Source organism: Sorangium sp. So ce145 (assembly GCF_051525985.1).
GTDB lineage: Bacteria > Myxococcota_A > Polyangia > Polyangiales > Polyangiaceae > Sorangium > Sorangium cellulosum_B.
The window spans coordinates 2,432,840-2,456,079 of record NZ_CP150315.1; the positions used below are offsets into that span (position 1 = coordinate 2,432,840).

Sequence of the window (23,240 nt, forward strand, 5' to 3'; positions counted from 1 at the left end):
ATGCAACAGGTCTCGAGGCTCCTGGAGATCGCGAGCGCGATCGATGAGCAACGCGTGAAGGACCGCGCGGAGCGGCTGTCGTCTCGGCTTCGTCCCGGGACGATGGCCTTCGCCATCGCGGCGCTCCTGACGGCCGCCTACCCCGCGATCGGGGCGATCATCGAGGCGAATCCGGACATCGTGGAGCGGCTCGCGGCGGAGGGCCACCAGACGGCGCGCGATCGCGCCACGTACCTGGCGCGGATCCGGAGCCGCGTCGGCGACGTCTCGGACACGGACCGCGTCCGGCGGGAGCTCCGGCGCGTGGCGCGCGAGGAGCGGATCCGCGTCGCGCTGCGCGAGCTGCTCCCGCCGTCGGCCGGCGGCGCGGACATCGACGTCACCGCGCGCGAGCTCACCGCGCTCGCCGAGGCCACGATCGAGGTCGCGCTCGCCGAGGCCGTCTCCGCCGTGACCGCGCGGTTCGGAGAGCCGCGCACCGCGACGGGCGCTCGCTCGAAGTTCGTCGTGCTCGGGATGGGGAAGCTCGGCGGCGACGAGCTCAACGCGGGCTCCGACGTGGATCTGATCTACCTCTACGACACGGACGACGGGCACGTGGGCCTGCCCGGCGATCGCGCCGTCTCGGTCACCCTGCACGACTTCTGGGCCCGCGTCGCGCGCCGCCTCACGTCGACGCTCGAGGAGGTCACGGAGGACGGCTTCGTCTGGCGCGTGGATCTCCGGCTCCGCCCCGAGGGCCGGAGCGGCCCGCTCGTCAACTCCCTGGCCGCTGCCGAGCGCTACTACGAGTCGTTCGGCCGCCTCTGGGAGCGCGCCGCGCTGCTCCGCGCCCGCGAGATCGCCGGCGACCTCGACTTTGGCGCCGAGGCGCTCGAGGTGCTCGGCCCGTTCGTGTGGCGGCGCCAGGTCGATCCGCAGCTCGCCGTCGACATGATCGAGCTCGTCGATCGCGCTCGCGCGGAGCTCCCGCACGACGCGTCGCGCGACCTGAAGCTCGGCCCGGGAGGGATCCGCGAGGCGGAGTTCTTCGTGCAAGCCCTGCAGCTCATCTGGGGCGGGCGCGAGCCCCGCGCGCGCGCGCAGGGCATGCTCGACGGCCTGCGGCGCCTGCGCACCCTGGGGTACGTGACCGACCGGGAGGGGCGGGAGCTCGTGGAGGGCTACCTCGCGCTCCGGCGCGCGGAGCACGCGGTGCAGTCCGCGACCGGCGTGCAGACGCACCTCCTCCCCGACAGCGAGGCGGAGATCGCGCGCCTCGCGCGGACGCTGCGCTTCGAGGACGCCGCGGCGTTCCTGGCCGACACCGCGCAGCGCCGGGGGCGCATCAAGGCCCGGCTCCTGTCGCTCCTGCCGAAGGGGAGCGCCCGGCCGTCGCGGTGGATCGACGCGATGGCCGCGCTCGACCACGGCGATCGCGACGCGTTCGCCGAGGCGCTGGCGAAGCACGCCGTGCTCGTCCTCGGCGGCGAGCCGGCGGCCGCCGCCGGCGGCGCCGCGCCCGAGCTCGCCGCGCCGCCGGAGCCGCACGCCTCGCTGACGGCGCGCTTCCGCGACGTCGCCGACGATCTCTTCGAGCTGTCCCGCCACCCGGACGGCCTGCTCGGGGCGCGCAGCCGCGAGGCGTCCTCGTCCCTCGCGGAGACGCTGCTCGCCGCGGTGGTCGACGCCGCCGATCCGGAGCAGGCCGCGCGCTTCCTCCGGCTGTGCTTCTCCCGCATCAGGCACTCCTCCGTCTACGCGCGCATGCTCGGCGACGAGCCGCGCGCGCTCCGCAGGCTCGTCGAGGCGCTCGGGTCGAGCGCGTTCATCGGCGACGCCATGGTGAGGTACCCCGAGCTCGTCGACGCCGTCCTGTTCGCGCGCGGCGCGCCGAGCGCCGAGCTGATCCGACACACGATCGAGGCCAGCCTCAGCGAGGCGTCGCCGGACGAGGATCCGGAGGAGGCGCTCATCGGGGCGCTCCGGCGCGCCAAGGCGCGCGTCACCATCGAGGTCGGCCTCGCCGACCTGAGCGGCGAGGTCGGCACGCGCGAGGCGACGCTCGCGCTCTCGGATCTGGCCGACGCGTCGCTCGAGGCCGCGACGCGCTTCGCGCTGGGGACGCCGCCGGGCGAGCCCGTGCGAGGGCTCGCCGTGATCGCGATGGGCAAGCTCGGCGGCCGCGAGATCGGCTACGGCTCGGATCTGGACGTCTTCTTCCTGTTCGACCCGGCGTGCGCGCCGCCCGGCGAGCAGGGGGCCGCGTCCGACCCCGGCACGTACTACGCGCGACGCGCGCGGCAGATCATCCGGCTCATCTCCATGTCGCACGCGGCGGGCCCAGGCTACGAGCTCGACACGCGCCTGCGCCCGTCGGGCAGCCAGGGGCTGCTCGTCACGTCCGTCGACTCGTTCGCTCGCTACCACGGCATCCGCGGCGCCGACGCCGCTTCACCGGCGCCCGCGGAGCCGGAGTCGTCGCCCGGCGCGCGGCACATGCGCGCGGCGATCTGGGAGCGGCTCGCGCTGATCCGGGCGCGCGCGTCGGCCGGCGATCCCGAGCTCGGGGCGGAGGCGATCGCCATCGCGCACGAGGCCGCGTACCTCCAGGCGGACGACTTCGATCGGATCGCCGAGGAGATCCACCGGCTCCGGCTGCGCATGGAGCGCGAGCTCTCGCACGAGCGCCGCGGCCGCCGCGACTTCAAGCTCGGGCGGGGCGGCCTCGCGGACATCGAGTTCGCGGTGCAGCTCCTGCAGATCCGGCACGGCGCCGATCCGCGCGTCAGGACCACCGAGACGCTCGCGGCGATCGACGCGCTCGCCGCGGCCGGACACCTCTCGGCCGGGCACGCCGAGACGTTCCGGGACGGCCACGCGTTCCTGCGCAAGCTGGAGCAGCGGATCCGCATCGTGCACGCGGACGCGTCGCAGCTCCTCGAGGAGGACGCGCCCGGGGTCCCGACCCTCGCGCGTCGGACGGGCATCCGGGGCCGCACCGCGGCCGAGGCCGCGCGCGAGCTGCTCGCGCGCTACGGCGCGATCACCGAGCGCGTACGCCGGGCGTACGAGGCCATCGTCGCGGGCAGCGCGGCGCCTCTCGGTGAGGCGAGCGAGGCGCGAGAGGCGAGCACGGCGAGCGCGGGGGAACCGGGGGAACCGGGGGAACCGAGGGAACCGAGGGAACCGAGCGGAGACGAGCGCTGAAGGTTGCCGTTGACCCTTGTCGGACGCGGTGGAATGCCAGGCGTTCCGATGACCACCCAGAGCGAGCAGAGCGCACGCCCGTCCGTCGGGCACCGTCATGTCACCGGGACGAGCTCCCTCGATAGCCTCGTCGGCGCGCACCCGGGTACGCTGAGGCAGTTCTACGAGGCAGGGAAGCCGGCGGATCCGGCGGAGCTCGGCGATCTACCGCGAGGGCGCCTGCTTGCCCTGCAGCCGACGGCCGGGATCCACCTGGCGACCCGCCCGCTGATCACGGCGCTCGCGTCGCGCTGGATGCCCTGGAAAGGGAACGAATTCGATCATGGCGGCAACTCCGGCACGAACGTGGTCTTCGGGAGCCGGATCTGCCGCTTCAAGGCGCAGCTGATCCCTTCGGAGCTCGACGGCCAGCCGACGCTCGCGCTGACGTATGGCGAGAAGGCGTTCGGCAATCCCTGGCCGGTGAGCGCGGTCAAGGACGAGCTGCGGACCGTGGAGCCCGGGCTCGCGATCGGACCGATGCTGCTGAAGTGGCACGAGCGGTGGCACGCCGTGCTCTGGTTCGGGCTGACCCGCGTCGATCCTCAGTAATCGGCCGGACGGGCCCGAAGTGGGCTCAGGCGGGCCGGAGGCGCGAGCGGCGCTCGTCGCGGGGCCTCGCTCGCGGCGCAATTGCGCGACGCGCGAGGCCAGAGCGCAACGCGCTCGTCGCGAATCATCGATCCGTCAATCCTTCTTGTCATTGCGTCACGCACCATGTCGGACGCACGGAGATCCACTGTCCGGGCCGTCCGACCGCGCGACACGCATGTCCTTCGCGGACGCGGTAGTCAGAGGTATCAGGGCTCGCCCTAATAACCCATCGCTCCATTCCTGCTCTTTGCTGGACATACTTCCCGATTTCTACAGTCTGGCATACGATAGAGACTGGGCGGCAGCAGAGCACCTTTGCTCGCGTCGCCGGGAGGCTCGAAATGGTGACTTGGTCGGGCAAGGCGGGAGTCTTGATGGCTGCGATCGCTGTAGCACCGGGCGTCATGGCTGGCTGCTCCTGCGGAGATACCGGGGGCACGGCGCCTGTAGCATCCGGCGGCGCGGGGCCTGGCGGTGGCGGTGGAATCGGCGGTGGAATTGGCGGTGGCTTCGGCGGCTTCCCGGCGATCGCCAGCGGGGGCGGTGTCGGAGGCGAAGGCGACTGCGAGGGCCTCGAATGCCAGCAGGTCGAATGCGAGAACGGGGCGAAGACGACGGTGAGCGGCACCGTGTACGACCCCTCGGGCAAACTGCCGCTCTACAACGTGATCGTCTACGTCCCCAATGCGCCGCTCGAGCCCATCCCCGACGGTGCGACCTGCGATCAGTGCAGCGCGACGCTCTCCGGCTCACCGCTCGTGACCGCGCTGACCGATACGGAAGGAAAGTTCGTCCTGGAGGACGTGCCGGTCGGCGAGAACATCCCGCTCGTCGTGCAGGTGGGCAAATGGCGCCGCGAGATGACGCTCCCCGTGGTCGAGCGATGCGAGGACACGGCGACGGACGCCGGGATCATCCGGTTGCCGCGCAACCAATCGGAGGGGCACATCCCGAAGATCGCGCTCACGACGGGCGGCGCCGATCCGCTCGAGTGCTTGCTGCACAAACTCGGGATTGATGAGAGCGAGTTCACGCCGGAGACCGGGACCGGGCGGATCAACCTGTTCGCCGGCCGCGGGGACGTCGATCACGAGGTGACGACGCGCTATGCGGATCGCCTGAATCAAGGCGCGGAGTTCACGCCGGCCACGAGCCTCTGGGGGACCGTCGACGCCCTGAGCCAGTACGACATGGTGATCCTCGCCTGCGAGGGCGACCCGCACCAGGAAGACAAACCCGGGCCCGCGCGCCAGGCCATGTTCGATTATACCTCGCTCGGCGGGCGCGTGTTCGCGTCCCACTGGCACAACGTCTGGCTGAAGCGGGGGCCGGCGCCGTTCCCGGACACGGCGGTCTGGGACAACGACGTCACGGACCCGGAGAGCCCTCTCACCGCGCTCGTGGACACCACGCTCCCGAAGGGGCAAGCCCTCGCGGAGTGGCTCGTCAACGTCGGCGCGTCGGACGTGCCCGGCCAGATCGTGATCAACGGCGCGCAGCATACGGTGAGCGACGTGACCGAGGACGTCTCGACCCGGTGGATCTACTACGACGAGCCCGAGCCGGCGGGGGTCCAGTACTTCACATTCAACACGCCCGTCGACGTCCCGGAAGATCAGCAGTGCGGGCGTCTCGTGTTCACGGACATCCATGTCTCTGCGGCGGACCTCACGGGCCCGCCCTTCCCGGAGGGGTGCTCCACGGAGGAGCTGAGCGCTCAGGAGAAGGCGCTGCTCTTCATGCTGTTCGACCTGTCGTCCTGCATCGTGCCCGACGACGAGCCGCCGCCGATCCCCATCCCGCAGTGACCTGCCTCCCTCGCGTCCCTGGCGTCCGCCGCGCCGCCGGCGCCCGCGCGCCGGCCCCGGAGCCCCGCCGGCGCTGAAGGACGCATGTCGGTGTTCTCCTGAACTACGTCGTCTCCATCCCGAGCTGCCCCGCAAACGATCCTTGATGAGGGGCGGAGAGCGTCCTCTCCGCTCGATCCGGCGAGCGCCGCGCGTCATCGGGGGTCGCCTTCGTTCCTCTCCGGGATGTCCTGTTGCTATCCGCCTCGCCTGAGCGCGGGAGACCACGAGCCGGGGAGCCTCTGTGCTCCATTGCGCGCGCCGGCGGCGGGACACGCTGCCGCGCTGCGCAGCCATTTCGACGCGCCGCGCTCCGCGTGCGCCTCGGAGATATCGATTGAGCGGTCGGAGGCGTACGAAGACGTACGAAGACGTACGAAGACGACAATCATGACGACAGCCGAGACAAGAGGCTGTCGCGGTGGGAAGCACCACGCAGGTACGGAATGTCATCCATGCATGGTCCGGGGATCCTGCTAGGATGAATCTCGCCCGCAGTGCGGGGTTACATCCAGAGCCTGGGTCGCTGGTCTTCGGCTCGGCAGAAGGAACATTCCTACGATGGTCCAGCATCGCCCTAAGCCAGCGGCTGCATGTCGGGCCATCGAGCGTTGGCTTCGCGAGGGCGGTCGTGCTCCTCGGTTGCGCGGGGCGTCGCAGGAGACCGGGCGCACGGAGGCGCTTCCGCTGCAGGGCGAGATGGGGGGGATGCGCGGAGTGATGGAGGGCGATGAAGTTCAGGTCTGTCCTGCGCCGCCGCCGCCGTCCTCGCGCCGGTACCTGTTCAGCCGGCGCGGCGACGCGGGCTGCCCGCTCTGCGCGCGGCGCGCGCGGTCGACGATGCCAGGCCTCGGCGGGGCGCCGTATCCCTTCCTGACCGCCACCTGGGTGGTCCTCATGGTCGGCGAGCCCTTGCCGTCACCGCCCTGATTACGCCCGGCGCGGCGTCGTGCGCGTCGGCCGCGCTGCAGCGCCCGGGCACGGCGTCGTGCGCGGCAGAGCGGCTGACGCGCACGACGCTGCGCTCCGGGAGCGTTCGTCGCCAGCGCGGCGGAGCGGGCGCGCGCCCTCCTCTCCCGTTGGCAGCGACGGTGGCTGGCGCGCCGTTGCGCCCGGAGGTGGGGGCCTCGCGCGGAGGCTCGACGGCCGAGATCTGCCGGCGGCCTCGTGGGATGCTTGGGATGGGAAAGGTGCGGCTGGGCGCTCCGCGGCGAGCGGCGCGCCCGACGCTGCAGCTCAGCTGGCCGCCGACCGCTTGCCGGCGGTCGCGCGCTTCTGCCCCGCCCTCTGCGCGCCCGGCTGCGCCGCCTTCGTTCGCCGCGCGGCTCCGCGCCCGACGCGGGCGCTGGCCGACGGCTTCCTCATCGCTGCTGCGCGCTGCGGCGCCGCGCGCTTCGCGCCCGCCGCGCGCGTCGTCTTGCGCCCGCCGGCCGGCGTCGCGCCCGCCGCGCGCGTCGTCTTGCGCCCGCCGGCCGGCGTCGCGCCTGCCGCGCTCCGGCCGCGTCTCGCCGCGCTACCGGTGGCGGTCCGCTTCCTCGTCGTGGCCGCCCTCTTGGCCGCGCCGCTCTGCTGCCGGCTCGTCTGCCCGGCGGTCGCCTTCCTCAGCGCGCTGCTGGTCTTCTTCTTCTCCGCCGCCGCGGTGCTCCGCGCCGTGCCCGGCCGCGCCGCGGCGCTCGCTCCTGACTTGCTCGCTCCCTTCTTCGCCCGGGTCACCCGCCGGGTCGACGCAGCGGCCATCCGCGCGCCGGCAGCGGACTTCGTCCGCCTGCGCGGAGCCTTCCGGCCCGCCTCGCCCTGGGATATCGCGGGCGCAGCTTGCTCGCGCTCGCCGCTCTGGACCCGCTTCCTCTGCTTGGACGTATCCTTCGATGTCTCGCCTCTCGGCATTGAGCCCTCCCCCCGAGCTCTCTCGACATGAGCTCGCTCGTGGACTCATGGTGCCACAGCCTTCCCTCTTTCCCGGTCGGAAAGTCGGCGGGAAGCACCGGAATCGAAATCAGGATCCGCTGTAGCCAACCCCGGCGGAGGCGCCTATTGCGCGTCAGGCTCTCGGCAAATCCGCGCTCCGGACGCGCGCGAGGCCCGCTCCCCTCGCGCCGCCATCGCGCCCCGCGCCGCGCGTCAGAAGCAGGTGCCGCCGCCGCAGCTCCTGCCCACGCAGCGCAGCAGCTGCAACGTCTCCGGGCTGTGGATGCACTGGAATCCGCAGACGGCGGGGCCGCTCCCCTCGTCGAGGCAGCCGAAGAAGCACGCGACGTCGTCGGCGCAGGTGGGGCTGAGCAGGCACTGGCTCAGCTGCGCGCAGCAGCGCTCGGCCACGCATCCTCCGCAGCCCGTCCCGTCCGATGGGCAAGCGGGGCCGCCGCAGAGGCCGTTCTGGCAGCTGCCGTTGCAGCACTCGCCGGAGTCCGCGCACGGCTGGCCGTCGCGCGTGCACGGGGGCCGGCAGACGCCGTCCTCGCACGCGCCGCTGCAGCACGCCTCGCCGGACGCGCAGCGGCTGCCGTCTGCGGCGCACTCGGCGCAGACCAGCCCGCAGAGCCTGGGGACCTCGCCGACGCAGATCTCGTCCCAGCTGGTGGTGCAGCAGAACGGGTCGAACCGGCAGAGCTCGGCCGCGCACCCGCCGCAGTCCGCGGCGAGCGGCGCGCCGATCTCGCAGGGCGCGTGCGAGCACGCCGCGCCCCCGCACACGCCCTGCGCGCAGACGCCGGAGCAGCACGCGTCGGCCGAGCCGCACGCGACCCCGTCCGAGCGGCACCCGCCGCAGATGCCCGCGTTGCAGCGCCCGGTGCAGCAGTCCGCGCTCTGGCCGCACATGGAGCCGTCGGCCGAGCAGCCCTGCCCGCAGAGCCCGCCGGCGCACAGGCCGGCGCAGCAGTCGCCCGGGGCGGCGCACGGCGCGCCGTCCCGCGCGCAGCTGTCGCCGCCGCAGATCCCCTGCGCGCACGCGGCGCTGCAACAGTCCGCCGCGCCCTGGCAGGGGAGCCCGTCCTCCCGGCACACCGGCGGGTCCGGGGGCGGCGCGTCGGGGGCGCCCCCTGCGCCCGTGAGATCGGGCAGCCCGACGAGCTGCTCTCGGGAGCCGCACCCGACGGCCAGCGCCGCGAGGACCACGAGCACGAGGAGCACGAGGAGGGAGCGCGCTCGGAAAAGCACGGCGCGGAGGCTACCACGGCGGCAGTTCACGACGGGCGGGCGTGGCGGTGGGGCAACGGCGGGGACGTGGGGAAGTGGAGATGGAGATGTCGAACGGAAGCGGGGAAGCGGCGCCGCCGGGGCGGGAGACCTCGGCGGCCCGCCGAACGTGCGGACCCGAGGCCGCTTCCGATGCTACACTCGCGAGCGTGTCGTTGAAGATCGACCAGGATCACGGGCGCTTCCGTCAGATCGTTCGCGGCCGCATCCGCGAGAACCTGCGCAAGTACATCTCGCAGGGCGAGCTCATCGGACGAAAGGGGAAGGACCTCGTCTCGATTCCCATCCCTCAGATCGACATCCCGCGCTTCCGCTTCGGCGACAAGCAACGCGGCGGCGTCGGGCAGGGCGACGGCAACCCCGGCGATCCCGTGGGGGGCTCGGACGACAAGCAGCCCGGCCAGGGGCAAGCGGGCAGCGGCGAGGGGGACCACCTCCTCGAGGTCGACGTCACGCTCGAGGAGCTCGCCGGCATCCTCGGCGAGGAGCTCGAGCTGCCCGACATCCAGGACAAGGGCAAGAGCAAGATCTCGAACGCCCACGATCGCTACTCCGGGATCCGCAGGGTGGGCCCCGAGTCGCTGCGCCACTTCAAGCGGACGTACCGCGAGGCGCTGAAGCGGATGATCTCGAGCGGGACGTTCCGCCCGTCGGCGCCCGTCGTCGTCCCCGTCCCGGACGACAAGCGGTACCGCTCGTGGAAGACGATCACCGAGCCCGTCGCGAACGCGGTCATCATCTACATGATGGACGTCTCCGGGTCGATGGGCGACGAGCAGAAGGAGATCGTGCGCATCGAGTCGTTCTGGATCGATGCGTGGCTGACCCGCCAGTACAAGGGCCTCGAGTCGCGCTTCATCATCCACGACGCGATCGCCCGCGAGGTCGACCGGGACACGTTCTTCCACACGCGCGAGTCCGGCGGCACGATGATCTCGAGCGCCTACAAGCTGTGCTCGCAGATCATCGACAACGACTACCCGCCGGACGAGTGGAACATCTATCCGTTCCACTTCTCCGACGGCGACAACTGGTCGATGGACGACACGCTCTCCTGCGTGGACGTGCTCAAGACCCAGATCCTGCCGCGGGTCAACATGTTCGCCTACGGGCAGGTCGAGAGCCCGTACGGCTCGGGCCAGTTCATCAAGGATCTGAAAGAACACTTCTCGCAGGACGATCGGGTGGTGGTGAGCGAGATCAGGGACAAGGACGCCATCGTGGGCAGCATCAAGGATTTCCTGGGGAAGGGGAAGTAGAGCGGTATGAGCAAGTTCGCCCTGAACACCGCGCTTCCCCGCTACCTGCGCACCGAGAAGGAGCGCATCGAGAAGATCGCCCAGGACTACGGGCTCGACTTCTTCCCCGTCATCTTCGAGATGCTGACGTACGACCAGATGAACGAGATCGCCGCGTACGGCGGCTTCCCGAGCCGCTACCCGCACTGGCGGTTCGGCATGGAGTACGAGCAGCTCTCGAAGAGCTACGAGTATGGCCTCTCGAAGATCTACGAGATGGTCATCAACAACAACCCTTCGTACGCCTACCTCCTCGAGGGCAACTCGCTCACCGACCAGAAGCTCGTCATGGCGCACGTGTACGCGCACGTCGACTTCTTCAAGAACAACTTCTGCTTCCGGTCCACCGATCTCGACCATCGCGGCCCGATCCTCGACCCGGTGCGGAAGAGCGAGGCCTACGATCCGGACCGCAAGTGGATCGACAAGATGGCGAACCACGGCGCGCGCGTGTCGCGCCACATCGAGCGCTACGGCATCAACAAGGTCGAGGCGTTCGTCGACCACTGCCTCTCGCTCGAGAACCTGATCGACCCGTGGGCCCCCTTCACCGGCCGCCCTGTGGCCAAGGAGGACGAGGAGCCCACGGAGGAGCCGATGGACACCTACAAGCTCCGGGCCAAGGAGTACATGGACTCCTTCATCAACCCGGAGGAGATCCTCGCGGCGCAGCGGAAGAAGCGGCAGGACCAGAAAAAGCCGGAGCGCAAGGTGCCGGAGCGCCCGGAGCGCGACGTGCTCAAGTTCCTGCTCGACCACGCGCCGCTCGATCGGTGGGAGCGCGACGTGCTCGAAATCATCCGCGAGGAGACCTACTACTTCGTCCCGCAGCGCCAGACGAAGATCATGAACGAGGGGTGGGCCTCGTACTGGCACTCGAAGATGATGACCGAGAAGGTCCTCGATGCGTCGGAGATCATCGACTACGCCGAGAACAACGCCGGTGTCATGGCGACGGCGCCGGGGCGCTTCAACCCCTACAAGGTCGGCGTGGAGCTCTATCGCTACATCGAGGAGCGATGGAACAAGGGCCGCTTCGGCCGCGAGTGGGAGGAGTGCGCGGACCTCGACGCGAAGCGCACGTGGGACATGCGGCTCGGCCTCGGCCGCGAGAAGATCTTCCAGGTGCGCGCGCTCTACAACGACGTGACCTTCATCGACGAGTTCCTGACGCCGGAGTTCGTGATCGAGCAGAAGATGTACACGTTCGGCTTCTCGGGGCGGAACGACAGGTTCGAGATCGAGAGCCGCGAGTTCAAGGAGGTGAAGGAGAAGCTCCTCTTCCAGCTGACGAACTTCGGCGACCCGTACATCCGTGTCGTCGACGCCAACTACGGCAACCGGGGAGAGCTCCTGCTCGAGCACGTGCACGGCGGCTTCGACCTCCGCGCCGACTACGCGCGCGAGACGCTCGTGGCGCTCGTCCGGTGCTGGAAGCGGCCGGTCGGTGTGGCGACGAAGATGGATAACAAGCCTGTGCTGCTCCGGTACGACGGCAAGGAGCACGCGATGACCCCGTACAAGCTGTGAGCGCCTGCGGAGCGATCCGCCGGCTCGGCGTCCTGCTCGCGCTCGCCGGCTGCGCGCCGGCGGCGCCAGCGTCGCGCTCACCGGCGCCGCGACCATCGGCGGAGGCCCCTGCGCCGCCCGCCCGGCTCGATCCGACGGCGAACGCCGCGCCCGCGCCGCCTCCGGGGAGCGGCGCGGCCCCGGGCGCGGCGGGCGCGCCGGTCGGCTCGGGCGTCCCGCTCGACGCGCCGTCCACGAGCGAGGCCGCGGCGGCGAGCCCTCCTCCGCGCGTCGCGCGCGGCACCGGCACGCCGGCGGACAGGAAGCTCGAAGAGGGCGACGCCGCCTATGCGAGCGGCGATTTCGTCGCTGCCGAGAGGGCCTATCGCGCGGCCGCGCAGCTCGACAGGAAGGACGCGGCGGCGATCGTCGGCGCCCAGCGCGCGGCGATCGCCAGGGCAGGGGTGTCCACCGACTACAACGGGGCGCCGGGCGACAGGACGCTGCTCGCCGCGCTCCCGGAGCTGAAGCGCGCGGTGACGCTCGAGCCTGACCACGCGCTCGCGCACCTCGAGCTCGGCCGCGCGCTCCTCGTCCTCGGCCGCGCCGATGCGGCGCTCGGTGAGCTGACACGTGCCGCGGAGCTCGCCCCGAGCGACGCCGAGGCGCACTCCGCGCTCGGCGTCGCGCACCTCGCGCTCGGCGACTTGCAAGACGCTGTCCGCGAGCTGACGCGGGCGGCGGAGCTCGCCCCCGGGGACGCGGAGCGGCAGGCGAACCTCGGGACAGCGCTCCTCGCCGCGGGGAGGACGGCCGACGCGATCCGCGCTTACGAGCGCGCCGCGAGGCTCTCGCCGGCGGACGCGCGCCTGCAGAACGACCTCGGGACGGCGCTCCTCGCCGCGAACGATCCCGCGCGCGCCGTTCCGCACCTCGAGGCGGCTGTGGCGCGCGACCCGGCGCGCGCCACCTACCGATCGAACCTCGGGTATGCGCACCACCTCCGCGGCGACCTGCAGAAGGCGACCGCGCTCTACCGCGAGGCGCTCAAGCTCGACGACAGGCTCGGCAGCGCCTGGATCAACCTGGGCAACGCCCTTGCGCAGTCGGGCCAGCTGAAGGACGCGCGCGCAGCGTACGAGAAGGCGCGCGCCATCGATCCCACGGATCCGCGCGTGAAGGCGGTGATGGACGAGCTCGACGCCATCGAGCGGCGCGGCGCTCCGCCGCGGTGACGCTGACGCGCCGGGCGCGTGCGCCTCAGCGGCGCTGCGCGGCGCGAGCCCGCGGTCGGGCGCGCGCTGCGCTCGGAAGGCGGCGCGCTGCCGCGCCGGACAGCGCGGCGGTGAACACACGTGGCCCGCGCAGTTGATTGTCAAGCTGAATCGTTGCCGTGTCCGACCCCGCGTGCCGCCCAGCCGCCCGCGCCGGAGGCGAGGGCGCTCCTTGGCCGAGCGGCGCCCGGCAGCAGGATCGGGCGCTGCAGGACCATCGATGTCGTGAAGCGCTCCCGGACGCGAGACGACACCCGACGCCGGCCGCGGGCGCTCGTTCGTCGCGGCGCGGCCGAGAGACGCCGACTTCCGCGCGATGGGCCGCATACCGAATCCGCGTCCGAGAGGCGGACTCGGGTCCGGCGTGCGATGGGCTAGGCGGTAGGTGGGCGCACGGATCTCCTTGCACTCCCGCGGCGACTCTCGGGACCGAACGATGCCTGAGCGCGCCTTCGCCTCGCGCAGGAAAGGGTTGACAGAAGCGACGCACGTTCGATTACCTCTCTTCTGCAGCTCCAGATGCTCTGATGGTCAACCACTGTGCGCTCGATCAAGACGAGCGGGTGTACATGTGGTTCGTATTACAACCAAACCCCCTCCGCAGCGAGTGCTCTGTGGACAAAATGTCTGGCGGCCGTGGTGACTCCATGACGTCGCGTCCGGAGAGGAGCGGAGCTCATTTCGCCCGGATAAGTGCGAAACGAACGAGCCGAGCCGCAGGCTGCTGGAGACTGTCCCACATCGATTTACCTGACCGTAAGATCAGTGTAGATCGAAAAATGCGATTCGTATTACAAAAATGTTGCGACGTGGTGGCATGCCTGGTGCAACCGATCGGGCGGGCGCTGACGTTTCTGCCGTCTGAAGTCCCGATGGGGCTCGCTGGAAACCTCGCGATGCACTCGACGGGGCACCCCGAACCCGGGTAACCTCGTTCGTGCCTCACTCGTCAACCAACCCCCGAGGCTTTGATGTCCGTTTCCAAGCAGGCCGACATAGCCCCGACGTTGAGACCGCCGCCGGCTCCTTTGGCGGACGGTATGATCATCTCCGCGAACTTCTCCGTGGGTGGTTTCAGCAAACGTTGGAACCACTGTCATCAGCTGGCCAACTTTCTTGCGCGATATGCCAGTGCCAACGAGGACGACCCCGAGCGTCATGCAACCTTGTTGTCGACGTTCTTCAACGAGCTGCTCGAAGCCGTCTTTCGGAATCACGGGCCATGCGGCGAAATACAGATACGGTTCCGGAAGAGTCAGAGTCATATCTTCGTCGAGGCCGAGGTTCCGGTCAACGAACAGAGCGCGAAATTCTATAATCACGCAGTCCAGCTGGTCAATCAGCCCGATCCGATGTCCTGGTATCGAGAGCAGCTCGAGAACGACGTCCCGGACGATGACGCGCAGGCGCTTGGGCTTCTGGAGCTCGCGGTCGTGTACGGCTCCAAACTCAGCATCACCGAACCCGCTGGCGGGGGCCAGCTTGTGCTGGCCATTCAGTTCCCGTTCACTGAGGTAGACGAATTATGACTGCTTCGATCGGTCGCGAATCCGTCGTGCCGCCTTCCTCCTCGAGCGGCCTCCCGTCGTGGCGCTCGCAGGTCACGTTCAGCATGCGCGTCGACCAGACGGATCAGGAGGTCGCGCTGTCAGGCATGTTGCGGCCTTTTGGCGCCGATCAGATGAGGGCCATCCGCGGTACGCTGGAGACGGCAGCGAAGAGCGCGCGGGGCGAGTTGTGCTTGGACTTCAAGCGTCTCAAGTACATGAACAACGTCGCGTTCCTCGAGATCAACAGGTTCGTTCGCTGGGCGGTCGAGGCGCGTCCCAACCTCAAGATTAAGCTCATCATTTCGAGCGTCATCCCCTGGGCTATCCGCAAGTTCCAGGTGATCGCGGAGATCTATACCAACGTCTCTGTCGAGATCTACGACATGGCGTTCTATCCGATCCAGCGCATGCTGGAGGACGCCGAGTTCATCGACGTGCTCCGGCTGCAGGAGCGGATCATCTGGGAGCACGAGCGCAAGATACTGCCGCACCACGGGCTCATGCCGGGGATGAGGATCGCGGACATCGCCTGCGGGCTCGGGTACTTCGCGGTGATGCTCCAGAAGGACTTCAAGCCCGAGTACTTGGTCGGCGTCGATCACTCCCGCCCATCGCTCCGCTATGCGCAGGAGATGGCGAAGCGGCTCGCCATGGAGGACGTGGAGTACCAGTACGGCGATGCCGCGACGCTCCTCCTGCCGGACAACTCGTTCGATTTCGTGGCATGCCGCCTCGCGCTCCAGGTCTTTCACCAGCCCGAGATGATCATGCAGGAGCTGTATCGCATCTGCAAGCCGGGTGGACGCATTTACATCACGAACGAGATGATGTCGTGCAACTACGGGTGGCCCGACCACGAGCTCATCCGCGCGACCTACCAGCGCATCCTCGAGCTCGGCAAGATGGTCGGCATGGATCTCGATATAGGGATGAAGACGCGGCAGGTGCTGACGGACGCCGGCCTCGAAGACCTCAAGATCAACCTCATCGACATCACCAACATGAACACGGACTGCTACGACTTTGCCCGGGTCGTGGAGAGCTGGATCAACGGGACGAGCCAGATGGCGGCCACCGCGGGCACCCTTCCGGAGTTTCACCAGGAGATCTCGGCCGGTCTCAAGGTCCACATGGCGACCATCACCAATCCGAAAGGACTGGCGTCGTGGCCCATCTACGCGGGCTCGGGCCGCAAGCCAGTGAAGATGATGTAGGACGTTTCGTGGAACCGTGGTCGTTTCAGTGGGAGATACTCATACGTGACCTCGCCTGCTGATGAGACACGGAAGGAGCTGCGGCGGCGTGGCTTCTTCTTTGGACTCAAAAAGTTCAATACGAAGTTCATGCTGGTCACCGGGTTCAGCGTGCTGCTCGGTGCCCTCCTGAACGTCCTCGTAGCTCGGCAAGGTCTGCATGAGCTCAGTCAGAAGTCCGCCCGCGAGATTGAAGGCGGGCTGAACGAGGCGAACCGCGAGTACCTGACGAACCACCTCGGCGACACGGCGCAGCAGGTCAACCTGAAGCTGGGCCACGCCTATGCCGATCTCAGGATGCTGGCCGCCATCATGCAGACGATGGTGGACCAGGGCGACCAGCTGGACGAGCTGCACAAGAAGGTCGCCAGCACGGATTTCTTCCGCGACAAGCTCGTCTACAACTCGAAGAGCAACTGGTGGCAGAACGGCCCGGACGAGCCGACCGTCGTCGGCGTCTGGGGCTACCTCGGCAAGGACGGCCAGATTCTGCCTGACGTGCAGCGAGCGGTGGACAGGACCGCGCTGCTCGACCTCATCCTTCCGTCGTTCCAGAAGTACGGGGCTGATAAGCTCCAGGTCTATTACGCCGACAGCGCGGAGCAGCCGTTCGTCCGGGTGGCGCCCTACCTCGACATGGGGGGCACGTTCGATAAGCTCTATCCGGGGCACAACGAGAAGAGGTGGTACGACTTCTTCTATCCCGGCCTCGTCGAGAGCTGGAGCGAGTGGCTGAAGGAGCCTGGGGGGCTGGAGAGCCGTCCCGTTCAGACGACGGTCACGGCGCCCTACGACGACGCGGGCGGCGGCGGCATGATCATGACCGCGTTCCATCCAATCTGGAGCAAGGGGCGCGACAAGTTCGCGGGCGCGCTCGGGCTGGACCTGACCCTCGCGCAGCTCGTCGCGTCGATCAAGGACGTCCGCCTGGCGAACGCCGGCTTCGCCTTCCTGACCCAGGCGGACGGCAACGTGCTCGCCGTGAACGACCTTGGCGTCACGACGCTGCGCCTCCGGGCCGAAGGCGGCGCGGGGCAGAGCGAGGGGGTGGGTGTCCTCCAGCGCCGGCTCAAGGACAGCAGTGACCCTGCAGTTGCGATGATCGCGCTGCCCAGCGACGATAACGTAGATTACCATGAGCGGATGATCGCCGGAGAGGCGTACATCATCGCTCTCCAGCGGCTCGCTCCCGTGAACAGCTGGGCTGGTCCAGGCGCGCGGATCGAGTCGCAGCAGTGGACGCTCGGGTTCGTCGTGCCGAAGAAGGAGCTCTACGCGTCGCTCCTCGCATCGCAGCGTGCCATCGAGGAGAGCCGGACCAGCATCGTCACGAAGCAGATCCTCGTCACGATAGCCTCGTTCCTCGCGCTGATGCTCGGCGTCTACCTCGTCTCCCGCAAGATGACGGGCGCCCTCGTCGCGCTCTCGACCGGCGCGACGCGGATGCGGGAGGGCGACTACGGTGTTCGCATCGACGTGAACTCGGCGGACGAGATCGGGCAGCTCGGCGTCGCGTTCAACGACATGGCGAGCGAGATCGAGGCCTACACGAACAACCTCGAAGAGCTCGTCGGCGAGCGGACGCGGGCACTCGAGAAGGCGAACGAGGAGATCAGCGAGCTGAACGCGAAGCTCGCGCAGGAGAACATCCGGCTCGGCGCCGAGCTGAACGTCGCGCGGCAGCTCCAGCTCATGGTGCTCCCCGCGCCGAGCGAGCTCCAGGAGATCCCGGGCCTCGACATCTCGGGCTACATGGCCCCTGCCGACGAGGTCGGCGGGGACTACTACGATGTGCTCCGGAGCGATGGGCTCGTCAAGATCGGCATCGGCGACGTCACCGGCCACGGGCTGGAGAGCGGCGTCCTGATGCTCATGGTCCAGACGGCCGTCCGGACGCTGCTCGCGGCAAACGAGCGGGATCCGAAGAAGTTCCTGAGCATCGTCAACAAGGTCATCTACCAGAACATCCAGCGCATCCGGTCGGACAAGAACCTGTCCTTGACCCTGCTCGACTACAGCGACGGCGAGCTCCAGCTCACCGGCCAGCACGAGGACCTGATCATCGTCCGGAAGGACGGGACCCTCGATCGTGTCGAGACCATGGGGCTCGGGTTGCCGATCGGCATCGACCTGGATATCAGCGATTTCATCGGTAGCATCGAGGTGAAGCTGCAGCCCGGGGACGTCGTGACGCTCTTCAGCGACGGCATCACCGAGGCGGAGGACTCTTCAGAGGAGCAGTACGGAATCGACCGGCTGTGTCAGGTGATCTCGCGAAACCACCAAAGAACCTCGCGGGAGATCAAGGACGCTATCATCGAGGACGTCTTGGCGCACGTAGGCTACAACAAAATCCATGATGACATCACTGTACTTGTCATTAAGAGGGTATGAGCAAGGGGGAGACTGGGCATTACCATGAGCGAAATCATCGGCGTCTACTCTTTAGACGATTCGTTCAGCGAACACATGTCGCTGACGTTGTACCCCGACTCGTTCGCGGTGAGATGGAGCCTTTGTAACCTGACGGCCAATTTCATGGCCGAGTACTTCGGCGAGCTCTTTCCGGAGATAGACGGCGAGGACAGGCTCATCAGCCGAGACGAGGTTTCCGGCGCCATCGGGTACGTTCTGAACGAGCTGGTTGAGAACGCCGTCAAGTTCAATCAGCACGGTGACATCACCGTGACCGTGGGTATCGGGCGTGAGGACCTGGTGTGCCTCGTCAGCAACCAGATCACGAACGCCGCCGTCCCCTCGCTTCGTGAGAAGCTCCTGGAGCTCACGCAGGAGGACCCTGGGGAGCTCCTGCGTCGGCAGGCGGAGGCGAACGCCGAAGACGCGGAGAACGCCGGGTCGGGGCTCGGGTATCTCATCATCATGAATGATTACGGTGTCAGTCTTGGTTGGAAGCTGGACCCGATCTCGGTCAACAGCTTCAGCATCAAGACGATGGCCAGGATTCCTATTTTGAATGAAAGGTCGAGAATGGAAATCAAAGGTGGTAACTACCGGGTTTGGTACGATCCCTCTGAGGTGGTGGTGTACCTGGAAGGAATCCTTCGTCTTGGCGGCACCACCGAGTACGCCCCCATCGAGGAGCTGCTCGACAAGGTCCTGGCCACGAACCCTCCCACCATCACACTCGACGTCAGGGCGCTGAACTTCCTGAACAGCTCCGGGATCAACGTCCTCTACAAGTTCGCGATCGCCACCAGGAAGAAGGGCGAGCTCCAGCTCATCGTCCGCGGGTCGAAGTCCATCCCGTGGCAGGGGAAGTCGCTGCCCAACCTCAAGAAGTTCAATCAGAACTTCGAGATGATACTCTGTGATTGAGATCGGATGGGTTCGTCCGTCCAACCCGAATCGCGTCCAGGTCGAGCCATGACTGCACCCAAGGACATCAGCTCGATGCACTCCAGAGGCTTCCTGCAGAAGCAGAGCAATCTGGATGCCATCAGGGCGATCGTGAAGGAGCGGCAAGCGTGGAACACCTTGCTCCGCGAGGAAGGGAACTTCACAGACTTCATGGAGCGTTGCAGTGCGCTGCTGGAGTACGTCGACAAGCTGAAGCTCGACTTCGACGACCTCTCCCTGGTGCACGAGGCGATCCTGGAACACGCGACCAGCATCGAGAACGAGCTCGAGGGGTACAACCGGGCCATCGACGACGATCTCGCGGTGGCGCGGCAGGTCCAGCGCGCCCTGCTGCCGGAGGCGAGCGGGGCCATCGCCTCCTCGTTCGACATGGCCATCTTCCACAAGCAGCTCGCCCAGGTCGGAGGAGACTACTACGACTTCTTCTACCTCCCCGGCGAGCGCCACGCGATAGGTGTTTACGATATCTCAGGCCACGGAGTATCGTCGGCGCTCATCATGGCGTTTCTGAAGGCGCAGTTCGCCCACGCTACCAAGCGGCTCGACAGCCCTGGGGCGATCGTGGACTGGGTGAATCGGAGCGCCTACTCGTTCCTCCGGGAGGTTCGCCGGTACGCGACGGTGAACTTCGTCATGTTTACTGACCGATTCCTCCGCTACGTCTCGGGCGGAGGGTACGGGCTCCTGGTCCGTCGCGGTACGCCTCGCTCGTTCAACCGGGTGAGCAACTTCATCGGTCTGCGCATCAAGCCATTTCACGAGTTCGAGCTGCCGTTCGAGGAGGATGACGTCCTCGCCTTGTACACAGACGGGATGTTCGAGGCGCAGGACGCGAGCGGGGAGATATATTCCGTGCAACGTCTCAACGAAATCGTCGTCAAGCACAGCGAGGAACCGGTGCAGGTGATCCTCGACCGGTGCATCGAGGACTACACGCGGTTCCGGGTGGCGGACGCCGACGACATCACACTGATCATCCTGCGAAGGTGCGCCTGATGAAGCCCGAGAAGAATCATTCGCAGACGTCGGTCGGTGCATCGATATATATCTCTCCGATCGATCACATCACGGGCGACGTGGCCGGCCTGCTTGCGAACTTTTTGGACGCGCTTCTGGTGAGGTTCTATCCCAGACGGATCTGCCAGAAGGTCAACGTGGTGGTCACGGAGCTGGTCACCAACGTGCTCCAGCACGGGACCGAGCGTGAGAGCGAGGTGCGGCTCGATCTGAGCATCGATCCGGATCGATTGCTCATCAAGGTATCCAACCGCGTTACGCCGGAAGAGTACCGGACCGTCAAGGCGGTATTCGACGAGATCTTCGCCGCGGAGGACCCGAGAGAGCTCTTTGCCAGGACGGTGCGCGAGCGGCGCAACGATCGACGCAGGGGCGGTCTAGGGCTCATTCGGTTGACCGCCGAGAATAAATTCCATCTCTCGACGCAGTACGTCGATGGAATCCTCGTCGTCCAGGCTACTTTCCCTTGAAAAGGCTGCGTATGTTTTCCACGAAAGGTCGCGTATGAAGGCTCTCAGCTATGGAGAAATCACGGATGGCGGGCTGAGCGTCTTTCAGTCGGTCGCCCGGCTCGATGACGACAACCGCCTCGTCTTGACCTTCGAGGGCGCTATCCGGATCGACAACCCGTACCGGTACCTGTCGAGCTACCTGGACGAGCTGGCCCGAGTCCTCCCGCAGCACCCGATCACGTCCACGGTGATGGATTTCGTGAAGATGCGGTTCTGCAACTCGAACGGCTTCTACGTCATCATGGATATCGTGGACGCCGTGTACAACCTGGTGCCCGGCCGGGTAACCGTGCGGCGGATCCTCGACGATGACTGGCAGCACGAGACGCTGCCCATCCTGCTCAACCTGAACGAGGAGCACGTGGCCGCGCGGACGACGTTCGAGGACGTCAAGGAGACCTAAGCGTGGGGGTGTGGGCTGGGGAAGGCGACCGGCGATGGGCACACCTGCGAACGAAGCGGACGTAGAGAGGTTCTTCGCTGTCTGTCCCGATCCGCTGTGTGTTCTGCGGAGCGATGGATCGTTCCTGCGCGTGAGCGGCGCCTGGGAGCGGACGCTCGGCCTCGGGACCGAGGATCTCGTCGGCCGGAGCCTCCTCGATCTCGTTCACCAGGACGACGTCGTCGCGACCCGGGAGCAGATGGAGCGGCTCCGCCAGGGGCCCGTCACGCTCGGGCTGGAGAACCGGTGCAGGAGCAGGAGCGGCCTCTACGTCTGGCTGTCGTGGTCGATGCTCTCGGTGCCGAGCGAGGGGCTCGTGTACGGGTGGGCGCGCAACGTGGGCAAGCAGAAGCGCCTGGAGCGGGCGCTGATGCAGCGGATCGAGACCAAGATGCTGGTCGCGTCGATCTCGGCCCATTTCATCAACGTGAAGCTTTCGGACGTCGACCGCGGCTTCCACTTGGCGCTCGCGGAGCTCGGCAAGGCGCTGCGCGCCGACAGGACGAGCCTGTTCCTCCTGGCGGAGGACGGGCGGCGGTTCCTGAACACGCACGAGTGGTGCGCCGACGGGGTGCCGTCGCTGCGCGCGGAGCGGGGAGTCGTGTCCAGGGACGTGTATCCGTGGCTCGTCGAGCGGCTGTTCCGCCTCGAGGTGTGCGACGTGCCGCGCGTGGCCGATCTGCCGGAGGAGGCAGCGAGCGAGCGGCGGGCCTTCACGGAGCTCGGGATCGCCTCGTTCGTCCGGATGCCTGCAGCGTACGCGGGGCGGCTCGTGGGCGTCGTGGGGCTCGACGCGGTGCGATCGACCCGCGCGTGGGACAAGAGCGTCCGGGCGCTGCTCCAGGTCATCGGTGAGATGTTCGCGATCACGCTGGAGCGCATGCGCGCCGAGGAGTCGCTGCGCGAGGTGGTCGAGCAGCAGGAGTCGATGCGCGCGGTGATCTCGCGGCAGGAGTCCGCGATCGAGACGCTGTCGACGCCGATCATCCAGGTCTGGGACAGCGTGCTCGTGCTGCCGCTCGTCGGCAGCATCGATCGCCACCGGGCGACAGAGATCACGGAGAAGCTGCTGCGCACGATCGTCGAGACGAAGTCGCGCTACGCGATCGTCGAGGTGACGGGGGTCGAAGAGGTCGACTCCACGACGGCGCAGCACCTCATCAGCATGCTCCAGACGATCGAGCTGCTCGGCGCGCAGGGGGTCGTGGCCGGGGTCCAGCCGCAGGTGGCGCAGACGGCCTCGTCGCTCGGCGTCGAGCTCTCGTCCGTCCAGGTGCATCGGGACCTCCAGGAGGCGCTGAGGTGGTGCATCCGGGAGCTCCGGTCAGACCGGGCGACAGGGAAGCGGCGGTAGATCCGACTTCGCGCCGCGTTCTCCCACCACCGAACGTTTACGTGGACGTTTACGTGGTCGTGGTCGTGGTCGTTCACGGCCTGTCGTTGACGACCACGGCGACGACCACGACCACGTAGACGTCCACGACCACGCAAACGTCCACGTAAACGTTCACGACCACGTAAACGTCCACGTTGGTGACCGGGCTTGCGGTGGGGCAGCGCCCGCTCGGTTGGCGGGGGGCGCGGGAGCTTGACGCACCCCCCGGGAGCGAATATTTCGTACACGAAGCATCGTGACAGCGACCCTGCCGCCGCCCGAGAGGCCGGAGATCGACGCCATCGTGGAGATGATCATCTATCTCTACACGGAGTCGCGCAGGCTCACGAAGGGCATGGCGAGCGGGTTCGGCCTCACCGGGCCACAGCTCACCATCCTCAAGCTGCTCGAGTCGTTCCAGGATCTCTCGCTGTCCACGCTGTCGGAGCGCATCCGGGCGCAGAACAGCACGGTGACCGGGATCGTCGATCGCATGGAGCGAGAGGGGCTCGTCCGCCGCGAACGCTCGAAGGCCGACCGGCGCGTCGTCCACATCCGGCTCAGCGAGAAGGGGGCGCGGCTCGCCCGCGAGATCCAGGTCGAACCGATGGAGATCTTCCGGAGCGCGCTGCTCAGCTTGAGCTCGACCGATCTGCGCGATCTGCTCCGGATCCTGACGAAGCTGCAGAAACAAGTGGTCTCGCGGGTCGGACAGGGCCGGACAGAAGAAGAGCGACGGCGCTGAGGAAGCGAAAGGGAGGCAGG

General features: G+C 67.9%; 18 protein-coding genes. 17 read left to right on the forward strand and 1 reads right to left on the reverse strand.

Annotation, left to right across the window (positions count from 1 at the left end; genetic code table 11):
- The 5 genes from glnE (at position 1) to WMF34_RS09305 (ending at position 7,587) form a co-directional block, all read left to right on the forward strand.
- Complete coding sequence (gene glnE, locus WMF34_RS09285) at positions 1-3,189, forward strand: bifunctional [glutamate--ammonia ligase]-adenylyl-L-tyrosine phosphorylase/[glutamate--ammonia-ligase] adenylyltransferase (RefSeq protein ID WP_012234401.1); 3,189 nt, start codon at positions 1-3, stop codon at positions 3,187-3,189.
- A gap of 48 nt (positions 3,190-3,237) precedes the next feature.
- Positions 3,238-3,780 carry a hypothetical protein gene (locus tag WMF34_RS09290; RefSeq protein WP_157906561.1) on the forward strand — a complete coding sequence of 181 codons (543 nt, stop codon included), beginning with the start codon at positions 3,238-3,240 and terminating at the stop codon, positions 3,778-3,780.
- Positions 3,781-4,226: 446 nt separating this feature from the next.
- Positions 4,227-5,630 (forward strand): carboxypeptidase-like regulatory domain-containing protein, encoded by a 1,404-nt coding sequence (locus tag WMF34_RS09295; RefSeq protein ID WP_231864757.1) that lies wholly within the window; start codon positions 4,227-4,229, stop codon positions 5,628-5,630.
- A 747-nt stretch (positions 5,631-6,377) separates the two neighbouring features.
- Positions 6,378-6,599, forward strand: coding sequence for a hypothetical protein (locus tag WMF34_RS09300; protein WP_437993039.1), 222 nt, complete (start codon positions 6,378-6,380; stop codon positions 6,597-6,599).
- A gap of 325 nt (positions 6,600-6,924) precedes the next feature.
- Complete coding sequence (locus tag WMF34_RS09305) at positions 6,925-7,587, forward strand: hypothetical protein (RefSeq protein WP_437993040.1); 663 nt, start codon at positions 6,925-6,927, stop codon at positions 7,585-7,587.
- A 203-nt stretch (positions 7,588-7,790) separates the two neighbouring features.
- Here the strand turns inward: WMF34_RS09305 and WMF34_RS09310 are convergent, their stop codons facing one another.
- Positions 7,791-8,828: a hypothetical protein gene (locus WMF34_RS09310; protein ID WP_437993041.1), complete on the reverse strand. Its 1,038-nt coding sequence runs from the start codon at positions 8,826-8,828 to the stop codon at positions 7,791-7,793.
- Positions 8,829-9,016: 188 nt separating this feature from the next.
- Between WMF34_RS09310 and WMF34_RS09315 the strand changes: the two genes are divergently transcribed.
- The 12 genes from WMF34_RS09315 (at position 9,017) to WMF34_RS09370 (ending at position 23,220) form a co-directional block, all read left to right on the forward strand.
- Positions 9,017-10,126 (forward strand): DUF444 family protein, encoded by a 1,110-nt coding sequence (locus tag WMF34_RS09315; RefSeq protein ID WP_044964401.1) that lies wholly within the window; start codon positions 9,017-9,019, stop codon positions 10,124-10,126.
- A gap of 6 nt (positions 10,127-10,132) precedes the next feature.
- The gene (locus tag WMF34_RS09320; protein ID WP_012234408.1) at positions 10,133-11,695 is read left to right on the forward strand and encodes a SpoVR family protein; all 1,563 of its coding nucleotides are present in this window, start codon (positions 10,133-10,135) and stop codon (positions 11,693-11,695) included.
- Positions 11,692-12,909 carry a tetratricopeptide repeat protein gene (locus tag WMF34_RS09325; protein WP_437993042.1) on the forward strand — a complete coding sequence of 406 codons (1,218 nt, stop codon included), beginning with the start codon at positions 11,692-11,694 and terminating at the stop codon, positions 12,907-12,909. The genes WMF34_RS09320 and WMF34_RS09325 overlap by 4 nt, the downstream gene beginning before the upstream one ends.
- 1,010 nt (positions 12,910-13,919) lie before the next feature.
- Positions 13,920-14,477, forward strand: a complete 558-nt coding sequence (locus tag WMF34_RS09330) for a hypothetical protein (RefSeq protein WP_012234410.1) — start codon at positions 13,920-13,922, stop codon at positions 14,475-14,477.
- 212 nt (positions 14,478-14,689) lie between these two features.
- Positions 14,690-15,712 carry a methyltransferase domain-containing protein gene (locus tag WMF34_RS09335; protein ID WP_437716668.1) on the forward strand — a complete coding sequence of 341 codons (1,023 nt, stop codon included), beginning with the start codon at positions 14,690-14,692 and terminating at the stop codon, positions 15,710-15,712.
- A gap of 45 nt (positions 15,713-15,757) precedes the next feature.
- A complete protein-coding gene (locus WMF34_RS09340) occupies positions 15,758-18,145 on the forward strand; it encodes a SpoIIE family protein phosphatase (protein ID WP_012234412.1) in 2,388 nt (795 codons plus the stop codon).
- Between the two features lie 24 nt (positions 18,146-18,169).
- Positions 18,170-19,087, forward strand: coding sequence for a slr1658 superfamily regulator (locus WMF34_RS09345; RefSeq protein WP_012234413.1), 918 nt, complete (start codon positions 18,170-18,172; stop codon positions 19,085-19,087).
- Positions 19,088-19,135: 48 nt separating this feature from the next.
- Positions 19,136-20,125 (forward strand): PP2C family protein-serine/threonine phosphatase, encoded by a 990-nt coding sequence (locus WMF34_RS09350; RefSeq protein ID WP_044964406.1) that lies wholly within the window; start codon positions 19,136-19,138, stop codon positions 20,123-20,125.
- Positions 20,125-20,616 (forward strand): ATP-binding protein, encoded by a 492-nt coding sequence (locus tag WMF34_RS09355; protein WP_231864758.1) that lies wholly within the window; start codon positions 20,125-20,127, stop codon positions 20,614-20,616. Before WMF34_RS09350 ends, WMF34_RS09355 begins: the two co-directional genes overlap by 1 nt.
- A 34-nt stretch (positions 20,617-20,650) precedes the next feature.
- A complete protein-coding gene (locus tag WMF34_RS09360) occupies positions 20,651-21,061 on the forward strand; it encodes a hypothetical protein (protein ID WP_012234416.1) in 411 nt (136 codons plus the stop codon).
- 34 nt (positions 21,062-21,095) lie between these two features.
- Positions 21,096-22,454, forward strand: a complete 1,359-nt coding sequence (locus tag WMF34_RS09365; RefSeq protein WP_012234417.1) for an STAS domain-containing protein — start codon at positions 21,096-21,098, stop codon at positions 22,452-22,454.
- 277 nt (positions 22,455-22,731) lie between these two features.
- Positions 22,732-23,220, forward strand: a complete 489-nt coding sequence (locus tag WMF34_RS09370) for a MarR family winged helix-turn-helix transcriptional regulator (protein ID WP_012234418.1) — start codon at positions 22,732-22,734, stop codon at positions 23,218-23,220.
- Positions 23,221-23,240 lie beyond the last annotated feature (20 nt).

Coding starts and splice junctions, on each gene's coding strand:
- WMF34_RS09295 (WP_231864757.1), top strand. CDS start 4,227: ATGGCTGGCTGCTCCTGCGGAGATACCGGGGGCACGGCGCCTGTAGCA.
- WMF34_RS09355 (WP_231864758.1), top strand. CDS start 20,125: ATGAAGCCCGAGAAGAATCATTCGCAGACGTCGGTCGGTGCATCGATA.
- glnE (WP_012234401.1), top strand. CDS start 1: ATGCAACAGGTCTCGAGGCTCCTGGAGATCGCGAGCGCGATCGATGAG.
- WMF34_RS09290 (WP_157906561.1), top strand. CDS start 3,238: ATGACCACCCAGAGCGAGCAGAGCGCACGCCCGTCCGTCGGGCACCGT.
- WMF34_RS09300 (WP_437993039.1), top strand. CDS start 6,378: ATGCGCGGAGTGATGGAGGGCGATGAAGTTCAGGTCTGTCCTGCGCCG.
- WMF34_RS09365 (WP_012234417.1), top strand. CDS start 21,096: ATGGGCACACCTGCGAACGAAGCGGACGTAGAGAGGTTCTTCGCTGTC.
- WMF34_RS09360 (WP_012234416.1), top strand. CDS start 20,651: ATGAAGGCTCTCAGCTATGGAGAAATCACGGATGGCGGGCTGAGCGTC.
- WMF34_RS09320 (WP_012234408.1), top strand. CDS start 10,133: ATGAGCAAGTTCGCCCTGAACACCGCGCTTCCCCGCTACCTGCGCACC.
- WMF34_RS09350 (WP_044964406.1), top strand. CDS start 19,136: ATGACTGCACCCAAGGACATCAGCTCGATGCACTCCAGAGGCTTCCTG.
- WMF34_RS09345 (WP_012234413.1), top strand. CDS start 18,170: ATGAGCGAAATCATCGGCGTCTACTCTTTAGACGATTCGTTCAGCGAA.
- WMF34_RS09330 (WP_012234410.1), top strand. CDS start 13,920: ATGTCCGTTTCCAAGCAGGCCGACATAGCCCCGACGTTGAGACCGCCG.